The organism is Streptomyces sp., from assembly GCF_031178505.1.
Taxonomy (GTDB): domain Bacteria; phylum Actinomycetota; class Actinomycetes; order Streptomycetales; family Streptomycetaceae; genus Streptomyces; species Streptomyces gulbargensis.
Genome location: NZ_JAPSIW010000297.1, coordinates 1 through 7,734 on the forward strand (window position 1 = coordinate 1; position 7,734 = coordinate 7,734).

The following is a 7,734-nucleotide window of genomic DNA, read 5'->3' on the forward strand; positions in this document are numbered from 1 at the left end:
CTGCGCCGCCGTCCTCCGGCGCGTCCTCGTCCTCGCCGGGCCCCCGGCCCGGCTCGCCGGCAGCCAGGTCCCCGTCGGCCAGGTCCCGCCCGGGCCGGTCCGCGTCGGTCACGTCCGCGTCGGCCAGGTCCCCGTCCGTGGCCCCGGGGGTCGGGTCCGCGAGGCGGTGCGTCCACCGGCGGGAGATCCAGGCGATGCCCACGAGCACGGCCATCAGGCCGATCTTGACCAGCAGCAGCTGCCCGTACCGCGTGCCGGTGAGCGCGGACCAGGAGCCGACCTGGCGCCAGGACTGGTAGACGCCGGTGGCCACCAGGACGGCCACCGAGCCGAAGGCGACCTTCGAGAACCGCTCGACGGCCGCGCGTTCCACCGACGGCGCCCGGTGGAGCGCCACCAGCAGCACCGTGAGGCCGCCGAGCCAGGTGGCGACCGCCAGGAGGTGCAGGATGTCGACCGGCATGGCGATGCCGGGCTGCAGACCGGTCGAGGCGTGCTCGGCCAGTGCCCACGTCCCCGCGATGCCGGCCGCGACGACCGTCCCGCCCAGACCGAGCCCGAAGGCCAGGTCCTTGCGCTCCTTCGGGTCCGTCCTCCGGGCGTAGGCGCCGAAGAGGACCGCCACGAACAGCGCGGCCGCGCCGAGCAGCAGCAGCCGGGAGGTGAGGGCGGCACCGGTCTTGGTCTCCAGGACCGCCTTCAGCCCGGCCAGGTCGAAGGCGTCGGCGAGTTCACCGGAGCCGGTGTACGGGTTGCGCAGCAGCAGCATGGCCAGGGTGGCGCCGGTCAGGGTCAGCCACCCCCGTACGACGGCCCGCTGCACCGGCCGGACGCCCGCGCCGCGCGGCCAGCAGACCAGCACGAAGGCGCCGCCGCCGACGAGGACGGCGAAGCCCGCGTACGAGAGGTAGCGCGCGATCCCGTACAGCACACCGACGAACCCGCCGCCCGGGCTGCGCTCGGGCAGCGCGACCGAGGTCGCCGAGGGCGCCCCGACCGAGAACGTGAAGGCCCCGGCGATGGGATGGCTGTCGGCGGAGACCGTCTGCCAGGCGACGGTGTACGTGCCGTCCGGGAGTCCGGCGCGCAGCGCCACCCCGTACCGGACGACGGCACCGCTGCACAGGTCGATGATCTCCCCGGTGTCGACGCGCCGGCCCGCCGGGTCGAGGACCCGGATCGAGTCGGCGCTCATGGCGACCTGTTCGGAGAAGGTGAGGTTGACCTCCTTGGGGGCGGTGGCGACCACCGCCCCGTCCTTCGGGTCGCTCCCCGTGAGCGCCGCGTGCGCGGAGGCGGGGGCGGCGCCGGCGAGGAGCGTGCCCAGGAGCGCGGCCGCGACGAGCAGCAGCCGGGCCAGGGCGGTACCGAGGCGCGGGGCGGTGGTTGTCATCTCTGCGTCACTCCGTCAACGAGCTCAGTGCTGCCGCGGGTTGTGGTGGGGGGCCTCGACGGGGACCTCCACCTCGATCGGGTCCGACTTCTCGAAGTGGAGCTCCACACGGACCTTGTCGCCCTGCTTCGGCTTCGACTTCAGCTCCATGAACATGATGTGGTTGCCGCCGCGTTCGAGCGTGAGCTTCCCGTTCGCGGGGATGTCGAAGGACGGCACCTCCACCATCTTCTGGTTCTTGGTCTCGTGGATGGTGACGTCGTCCGAGAGCGGACTGGTGACCGAGGTGAGCTTGTCCGCCGCGCCGCCGCTGTTGGTGATGGTGAGGAAGCCTCCGGCCATGTCCGAGACCGGCTGCGGGATGAACGCCCCGCTGACCTTCAGCCGGGGTTCGTCCCCGCCGGAGGAGCAGCCGGTCAGCGCCACCGAGGCGGCGAGCGCGACGGTGGCGGCGGCGGACAGGACGGTGGTGCGGCGGGTCACGGGTTCTCCCCCTTGATGAGCTTCGGCAGATCCTTGGCGTAGTCCTCGACGGTCGTGTTCTCGCCGTACAGGACGTAGCCCTGGTCGGTCTTCGGGGAGAACGCGATCACCTGGGCGCCGTGCATGGAGACGACCGTGCCGTCCTTCTCCTTCTTCGGCGGGTCGATGCCGATGCCGATCTGGCGGGCGCCCGCCTGGATCGCGGAGAAGTCACCGGTGAGCCCGACGAAGGAGGGGTCACCGGCCGCCGGCAGCCACTTGGCCAGCTCGGCGGCGGTGTCCCGCTCCGGGTCGGTGGTGACGAAGACGACCTGGAGCTTCTCCTGGTCCGCCTTGGGGAGCTTCTTCTTGGCGACGGCGATGTTGCTCATCGTCAGCGGGCACACGTCGGGGCAGTGGGTGTAGCCGAAGTAGATGAGCGTCGGCTTGCCCTGGGTGCGCTCGCGGAGGTCGTACGTCTCGCCCTTGGTGTCGGTCAGGACGAGGTCGGGCTTGGTGAACGGCCGGTCGAGGACCGTGGCCGCCTTCGTGGTGGTGGAGCCCCCGGAGACCTGGGCGACCACACCGGAGGGGGCGGGCTTGTCGTCCCCTCCGCCGAGGCCGACGGCGGCGGTGATGCCGAGGGCGGCGACGATCGCGACGGCCGCGACGATCAGCGGGGTACGCCGCCCGGGACGGGCCGTACCGCGCTGCTCACCCCCGGACGCCGCAGGGGATGTCTTCTTTACGGACATGATGTTTCTTTCCGAGTTCTGCGGATGAGAGGGGCGGCCGTCAGGCCGAGCGCCGGCGTCCGGCGAGGACACCGAAGGCGACGCCGGCGAGGCCCACCAGGATGCCGATGACGCCGAGGACCCGGGCCGTGGTGTCGCTGGAGGAGGCGGCGGCCGTCTTCTCGTCGCCGGCCGTGTCGGCGTGGCTGTCCTCGGTGCCGGCGTCCGCGCCGGAGGCCGTGGCCGAGGGGGCGGGAGCGGTGGTGGCCGCGCCGCCGTGGTGGTCGCCGGAGGCCGGGGCGAGCTTCAGGACCGGGGCCGGGAACTGCGGCTCCTCGGCGCCGTCCTTCTGCTCCTCGATCCAGCGCACGACCTCCTTGTTGTCGTACGTCTGGATGGCCTTCACGACGAGCCGGTCGGTGTTCTCCGGCAGCCGGCCGAGGGAGAGCGGGAACTGCTGGAACTGACCGGGACCGATCTTCGAACCGTCGGCGGTCCAGGTCACCTTGGAGACCGCCTCGTTGATCTTCTTGCCGTGGAGTTCCAGCGGCTTGTCGAGCTTCGTCCGGGTCACCTCCGCCTTCCAGCCCGGGACGGGCTGCGGCATCACCGAGGCGAGCGGGTGGTCGAGGGGGAAGTTGACCTCCACCTTCACGGTGGAGGCGTTGTCGCGCTCGTTGGGGACCTTGATGTTCACGGTCGCGTAGCCGCCCTGGGCGGCCTCGCCCTGCGGCTGCACACCGACGTGTGCGAAGGCCGTGCCGGACAGCAGCAGGACGGAGGCGGCGGCGGTGCCACCGGCGACGAGGACACGGGAAACGTTCATGGCGTAAGGACACTCCAGCTCGGAGGGACGGAAGGGTGATCGGCACGCCGTGTCGCGCCACGGGAACGGGGTCCCGGACGGGCCGCGGGCCGGTGGGCCCCGGCCGGGCGTGCGGACGGCCGCGGTCCCGCTCCGGAGGAGCGGACCGCGTCAGGCTGCGAGGACGCAGGCGGCGGCCGGCGGGCCGCGGCGGATCACCGTGTGCTGGAGGGCCTCGGCCACCGGCGGCGGCGAGGAGTCGGAGGCGGCACGCGGCCGGGGCCCCGGTCCGGTGCCGGGTGCGGCCGGCAGACCGGCGAGCAGGGCCCGTACGAGGCGGAGCGCGGCCCGCAGCGCGCGGACGGGCGCGCAGCCGGCGAGCTCCGTGGCGCCCTGCTCGGAGAGCCGGACGAGACCCACGAGGGCGCGGTCGCCGCGGCGCAGGAGCCAGCCGGTCGCCAGGGCGGCGAGCAGGTGCCCGAGGAGCATGGGCAGGCTGGGCAGCAGTTCGGCGGTGGGCCCGGCCGCGGCGCCCGGGTGGGCGTGGGCGGCGGCGGTGGCGGCCGCCGGGTCGAGCCCGGCGTCCCGCACGATCCGGGCCGCCTCGGCGGGCCCGAGGGTCGCCGCGCTCGCCCCGCAGACCAGCTTGGCGGCCAGCCGTACGAGGGCGTCGTCGGCCTGCTCGCTCAGGGCGAGGTGCCGCTGGCCGGCGCCGAAGAGGACGTGGAGGCCGAGCTGCCCGCCCGCGAGGGCACCCACGACGAAGCCGAGGGACCGCTCGCGGTCGGTGAAGAGGAGGACGGTCCCGAAGACGCCGAGGAAACCGGCGAGCAGGGACCACAGGGCGATGCCCGCGCAGGCGGCGAGGGCGTGCCCGAGCCCGGACAGCACGACGCAGACCGCGGCGAACACCGCGGCCCTCAGCAGCCGTGGAGCGAGCGGCGGGGCAGACATGGCGGGCCCATCATCGCACCACGGGCGTCCCCGGCAGGAGGCAGGTCCGTAAGGTCGTACTTGGGGGACTTGCTCGACTTGCGGTGCTTGGGGCCGTGGGGTGCCGGCCGCTCCGCGGCGGCCGGGTTCGCCCCGGTGCGGCCCCCGTCATACACCGGCGTCCGGGCCGGTGCATCCGCCGAACGAGCGCTCTTGTCCTCACGGGGGGCTTACGGACCGGTGCGCAGGGCAATACGTATCGGTATGTCGAGCCGCTGCCGGGAGGCTGGAGCATGAGCATCTGGTGGTCACTCCATCTGCGGCGCGAGGCGGCGAGCGTGCCGCTCGCCCGGAGGCTCCTGATGGGCACGATGGAGACGGCGGGTGTCGATCCCGACGTGTCGTACGACCTGTCCGTCGCGCTCACTGAGGCCTGCGCCAACGCGGTCGAGCACGGCGGTGGCGCCGGTACGGGGCCGGGCCGGGGCGCGGCCTCGGAGGCGTACCGGGTCACGGCCTACCTGGACGGCGAGACCTGCCGTATCGAGGTCGCCGATTCGGGCCCGGGCTTCCCGGGGGTCGGCCGCCGACCGGTGGCGGGCCTTTCCGGAGCAAGCGGCCCCGCGACGGACGGCACCCTGACGGACGGCTCCCTGAGCGTCGGCCCTGCCACGGACAGCCCGGCCACGAACGGCCCCGCAACGGACGGCTCAGCCGCGGCCGACACCGCGACGCGCGGGCCCGCGGCGCGTGGGCCGGTGGCGGGTGGCGGCGGTCCGGACGGTTCCGGGTCCGGTGCACCGGCCGCCCTCGTCGGAACCGTGCTCGGCGGCCCCGTGCTCGACGGTCCTCCGCTCGGCGCGCTCGCCCTCGCCGAGGCCGAGAGCGGGCGGGGCCTGCGGCTGATCGAGGAACTCGCGGACCACGTGCAATTCGGCAACCGTTCGGGTCTCGGGGGAGCCGTGGTCAGCTTCGACAAGATCCTCAAGTGGAAGGACAGCCCGTCCCTCCTCCTCGCCTGAACGCCGCAGCCCCCGCCGGCGGACCGGCGGGGGCTTCGGCGCGGGTGCCGAGGGGTCAGCCCTTCAGGGCGGCCATCCACTGCTCGACCTCGTCGGACCGGCGCGGCAGCTGGGCCGACAGGTTCCGGTTGCCGTCCTCCGTGACGAGGATGTCGTCCTCGATCCGGACGCCGATGCCCCGGTACTCCTCCGGCACGGTCAGGTCGTCGGCCTGGAAGTAGAGCCCCGGCTCCACGGTCAGGCACATGCCCGGCTCCAGGATGGTGTCGACGTACGCCTCGGTGCGCGCTGCGGCGCAGTCGTGGACGTCCATGCCGAGCATGTGACCGGTGCCGTGCAGGGTCCAGCGGCGCTGGAGACCCAGCTCCAGGACGCGGTCGACCGGGCCCTCCACCAGGCCCCACTCGACCAGCTTCTCGGCGAGCACGCGCTGCGCGGCGTCGTGGAAGTCGCGGTAGGCGGCGCCCGGCTTCACCGCGGCGATGCCGGCCTCCTGCGCCTCGTACACGGCGTCGTAGATCTTGCGCTGGATGTCGGTGTACCGGCCGTTGATCGGCAGGGTGCGGGTCACGTCGGCGGTGTACAGCTCGGTGGTCTCGACGCCGGCGTCGAGGAGCAGCAGGTCGCCGGAGCGGACCGTGCCGTCGTTGCGGACCCAGTGGAGGGTGCAGGCGTGCGGGCCGGCGGCGGCGATGGTGCCGTAACCGACGTCGTTGCCCTCGACGCGGGCGCGCAGGAAGAAGGTGCCCTCGATGTACCGCTCGCTGGTGGCCTCGGCCTTGTCGAGGACCTTGACGACGTCCTCGAAGCCGCGGGCGGTGGCGGCGCAGGCCTTCTCCAGCTCGGCGACCTCGAAGTCGTCCTTGACCAGGCGGGCCTCGGAGAGGAAGACGCGCAGTTCCTCGTCGCGCTCGGCGGTGACCTTGTCGGTGAGGGCGGCCTCGATGCCGGCGTCGTGACCGCGGAAGACGCGGACCGGGCCGGTGGCCTCCTTCAGGCGCTCGGGCAGCTCGCGCACGTCCTTGGCCGGGATCCCGAGGAGCTGCTCGGCCTCGGTGAGGGAGTGGCGGCGGCCGACCCACAGCTCGCCCTGGCCGTCGAGCCAGAACTCGCCGTTCTCCCGGTCGGAGCGGGGCAGCAGGTAGATCGTGGCCCGGTGGCCCGACTTCACCGGCTCCAGGACGAGGACGCCGTCCTGAGTCTGGTCGCCGGTGAGGTACGCGTACTCGGTGGAGGCCCGGAAGCTGTACTCGGTGTCGTTGGACCGGGTCTTGAGCTTGCCGGCGGGGATCACCAGGCGCTCGCCGGGGAAGCGGGCGGAGAGCGCGGCCCGGCGGGCGGCGGTCCGCTCGGCCTGAGGGATGGGGGTGAGGTCCCGCAGCTCGGTGTCGGCCCAGCCGGACTTCATGTTCTCGGCGAGCTCGTCGGAGACGCCCTGGTACAGGCCGTTCTTGCGCTGCTTGATCGGCTGGTCTTCGGTCTCTTCCGGGGTCTCCGGGGTGAGCTCCTCGGCCACGGGTCTGCCTCCTCCTGGTACGACACTGAACCCCCACCATCGTACGGTCGTGCGGAAGGGGTCCCCCAGGGCCGGAAGGCCCCCGACGGGCAGCGACCGGCCGTGCCCGCTGCGCGACGAGGGGCGTCGACCGGCGGGCCGGGCCGTGCGGGCTCCGGGGAGCGGCGCGTGCGGGTGGCGCCGTCCCGCGCGGTCAGTCGAAGCGGGCCGCGAGCAGCACCACGTCGTCGTCGCCCGGCCCGCCGCGGCCCGTCGCGCGGGCGTCCGGCCCGTCCGGCAGCAGGGCCCGCAGGATGTGGTCCACGACGGCGTCCGGGTCGGCCCGGTCCGCCCTCGGTACGCCCGAGGCCGCCGCGTGCAGCCGGGCGAAGGCACGGTCCACGGGGTCGCCGGTGCGGCGCAGAAGCCCGTCGGTGTACAGCAGCACCGTTTCTCCTGGTGCGGGAGAAAGCTCGACGCTCGGCGCCTCCCAGCAGGAGAGCATGCCGAGCGGGGCGGAGAGCGTGGTCTCCACGAAGGTGGTGCGGTGGTCCCCGATGATCAGGGGCGGGGCGTGTCCGGCCCCGGCCAGGACCAGCCTGCGCCGCGCCGGCTCCGCGTAGGCGAACAGCGCGGTCGCCGCACGCGCGGGCTCGGTGACCCGCATCAGCAGCTCCAGGTCGGAGAGGACGGCCACCGGGTCCTCGCCCTCCATGACCGCGTACGCCCGCAGGGAGGCGCGCAGGCGCCCCATGGCGGCGAGCGCGCTCGGTCCGGATCCGGTGACGGAGCCCACGGCGAGCCCGAGGGCGCCCTCGGGCCACGGCAGCGCGTCGTACCAGTCGCCGCCCCCGCGCGGACCGGGGCGATGCCGGGCCGCGAGCCGGCCG

The 7,734-nt window shown here is 73.9% G+C and carries 7 protein-coding genes and 1 pseudogene; 1 reads left to right on the plus strand and 7 read right to left on the minus strand.

The window, feature by feature from the left end; translation table 11 throughout:
- From RIF68_RS19720 to RIF68_RS19740, 5 genes are all read right to left on the minus strand, one after another.
- Positions 1–1,393, minus strand: a 1,393-nt coding sequence (locus tag RIF68_RS19720) for a copper resistance protein CopC (RefSeq protein WP_309052602.1), incomplete at its 3' end; no start/stop codon positions are given.
- 24 nt (positions 1,394–1,417) lie between these two features.
- The gene (locus RIF68_RS19725; protein ID WP_309052603.1) at positions 1,418–1,876 is read right to left on the minus strand and encodes a copper chaperone PCu(A)C; all 459 of its coding nucleotides are present in this window, start codon (positions 1,874–1,876) and stop codon (positions 1,418–1,420) included.
- Positions 1,873–2,610: an SCO family protein gene (locus tag RIF68_RS19730; RefSeq protein ID WP_309052604.1), complete on the minus strand. Its 738-nt coding sequence runs from the start codon at positions 2,608–2,610 to the stop codon at positions 1,873–1,875. The genes RIF68_RS19725 and RIF68_RS19730 overlap by 4 nt, the downstream gene beginning before the upstream one ends.
- 40 nt (positions 2,611–2,650) lie before the next feature.
- Positions 2,651–3,415 (minus strand): YcnI family protein, encoded by a 765-nt coding sequence (locus RIF68_RS19735; protein ID WP_309052605.1) that lies wholly within the window; start codon positions 3,413–3,415, stop codon positions 2,651–2,653.
- A 150-nt stretch (positions 3,416–3,565) separates the two neighbouring features.
- Positions 3,566–4,348 carry a hypothetical protein gene (locus RIF68_RS19740; RefSeq protein WP_309052606.1) on the minus strand — a complete coding sequence of 261 codons (783 nt, stop codon included), beginning with the start codon at positions 4,346–4,348 and terminating at the stop codon, positions 3,566–3,568.
- A 272-nt stretch (positions 4,349–4,620) separates the two neighbouring features.
- Here RIF68_RS19740 and RIF68_RS36520 point away from each other — a divergent pair.
- Positions 4,621–4,911: pseudogene (locus tag RIF68_RS36520) on the plus strand (ATP-binding protein); the annotation flags it as partial.
- Between the two features lie 493 nt (positions 4,912–5,404).
- Here RIF68_RS36520 and RIF68_RS19750 read toward each other — a convergent pair.
- On the minus strand, positions 5,405–6,865 hold the full coding sequence (locus RIF68_RS19750; protein ID WP_309052608.1) for an aminopeptidase P family protein: 1,461 nt from the start codon (positions 6,863–6,865) through the stop codon (positions 5,405–5,407).
- A 193-nt stretch (positions 6,866–7,058) separates the two neighbouring features.
- Positions 7,059–7,734, minus strand: a 676-nt coding sequence (locus RIF68_RS19755; RefSeq protein ID WP_309052609.1) for a PP2C family protein-serine/threonine phosphatase, incomplete at its 5' end; no start/stop codon positions are given.